At 45.7% G+C, this 1,964-nt stretch carries 2 protein-coding genes and 2 tRNA genes; 3 read left to right on the top strand and 1 reads right to left on the bottom strand.

What is annotated here, in order from left to right; genetic code table 11:
- Positions 1-955 (top strand): 3'-5' exonuclease (locus MED222_RS05400; RefSeq protein WP_009848080.1); only part of this gene is annotated, 955 nt, incomplete at its 5' end.
- A gap of 96 nt (positions 956-1,051) precedes the next feature.
- Here the strand turns inward: MED222_RS05400 and MED222_RS05405 are convergent.
- Positions 1,052-1,465: a c-type cytochrome gene (locus tag MED222_RS05405; protein WP_009848079.1), complete on the bottom strand. Its 414-nt coding sequence runs from the start codon at positions 1,463-1,465 to the stop codon at positions 1,052-1,054.
- A gap of 297 nt (positions 1,466-1,762) precedes the next feature.
- On the opposite strand from MED222_RS05405, the gene MED222_RS05410 reads away from it, so the two are divergent.
- A tRNA-Arg gene (locus tag MED222_RS05410) sits at positions 1,763-1,839 on the top strand.
- 47 nt (positions 1,840-1,886) lie between these two features.
- Positions 1,887-1,962 (top strand) — tRNA-His (locus tag MED222_RS05415).
- Positions 1,963-1,964: the final 2 nt, after the last annotated feature.

The raw sequence follows: 1,964 nt of genomic DNA, 5'->3' as shown, positions 1-1,964 counted from the left end.
TCGCTTGATTGAAAAAGCGTTGATGCAGAACCGTGTGCCTTACAAAATTTCTGGCGGTACCTCTTTCTTCGCTAGAGCTGAGATTAAAGACATCATGGCTTACCTCCGCGTGTTGGTGAACCCTGATGATGACAACGCGTTTCTACGTATTGTAAACACACCACGTCGTGAGATTGGCCCGGTGACGCTTGAGAAGTTAGGCAGCTACGCCAACATGCGTGGCAAGAGCTTGTTTGAAGCGAGCTTTGAGATGGGTTTAGAGCAAACTTTGACTGGTCGTGGTTTAGAAAACCTGCGCCGTTTCAGCGATTGGATTGTTCGTATTTCTGATAATGCTGAACGTGGCAATACCGTTGAGGCTGTTCGCTCTTTGGTTCGTGATATTAACTATGAAGATTGGTTGTACGAAACCTCGGCAAGCCCGAAGGCTGCAGAGATGAGAATGAAGAACGTTTCTGATCTTTATAGTTGGATCGTTGCTGACCTTGAGGGTGACAACTACGACAAAGAAGAGAAGACCCTACGAGAAGTGGTTCAACGTTTAACGCTACGTGACATGATGGAGCGTGGTGAAGATGATGACGATGCAGACCAAGTTCAATTAATGACATTGCACGCATCGAAAGGCCTAGAGTTTCCGTATGTGTTCCTGATGGGAGCCGAAGAGGGTATCTTGCCACACCAAACCAGTGTCGATGAAGGTAACGTAGAAGAAGAACGTCGTCTTATGTATGTAGGGATTACTCGCGCGCAGAAAGAGCTGACCTTCACTAAATGTCGTGAACGTCGTCAGTATGGCGAATTGATAAAGCCAACACAAAGCCGATTCCTCGATGAACTGCCGCATGAAGATGTGGAGTGGGAAAGTGTTAAGAAACCACAATCCGCTGAAGAAAGAATGGAAAAAGGACAGGCACACATTGCTAACATTCGAGCGATGTTCAACAAGAAGTAATTCCTTGCTTTCATCGCGTTATATAAAAGCCAATAAAAAAGGTGACCATGAGGTCACCTTTTTTGAATCTGGCATTTTTAATTACAGATCGGTAAATTACAGACCAGCAATCATGTGCTCGATAGCATCTTTGATTTCATCATCTGAACAGTCCATACATGAACCTTTCGCTGGCATAGCATTGAAGCCGTTGATTGCGTGGTCAGCTAGAATGTCGCGACCTTGGGCAATACGAGGACCCCAGTCACCAGCGTCACCTGTTTTAGGTGCGCCACTTACGCCAGATGCGTGACAAGCGATACAAAAGGTACCGTAAACTGCTGCGCCATCACGAGGGCCTGTTGGTTCTGCGGCTACTGGCTCGCTGCCGACTAGGTAAACTTGGCCAACTGGTTTGATGCGTTCAGCAATAGCATCTTGCTCTGCTTCGCTTAGGCCTGAAGCCATAGCGCCAGTTGAAAAGGTTAAAACTGCGATGACAACGCTTAAAATTCGACGAGACATATCCATTAAACTCACTTTACATTCCCAAGGTAAGTACATGCTTACCAATTTATAGTGTTGGAAGGGTGTTTTGGCTTTATCAGCAAAGAGCAACTGTTAAACCAATGTAAATAATGGGTGATTATATCCCGATAAGTTGTTGCAATAAACAACAACTTATAAGCTGCGGTGGGTTGTAGTACTCAAATAAGGGGTTTATCACATATTAACTGTCGAAAAAGAGACCAAACAGAAAAAAAAGTTAAAAAAGTACTAGACGGCATAAGGTGATATACGTATTATTCCACTCCGCCGACAGGGCATGCGCCTGTAGCTCAGCTGGATAGAGCGTTGGCCTCCGGAGCCAAAGGCCGAAGGTTCGAATCCTTTCAGGCGCGCCATCCGGTCTCTTACTTAGGTAAGTGAGAATTGGCAAAAAGAAATAATGGTGGCTATAGCTCAGTTGGTAGAGCCCTGGATTGTGATTCCGGTGGTCGCGAGTTCGAATCTCGTTAGCCACCCCATT

It is taken from the genome of Vibrio sp. MED222 (genome assembly GCF_000153005.1).
GTDB classification, from domain to species: domain Bacteria; phylum Pseudomonadota; class Gammaproteobacteria; order Enterobacterales; family Vibrionaceae; genus Vibrio; species Vibrio tasmaniensis_A.
The sequence above is the reverse complement of the archived record's forward strand: the minus strand, read 5'-3'. Positions and strand labels throughout refer to the sequence as shown.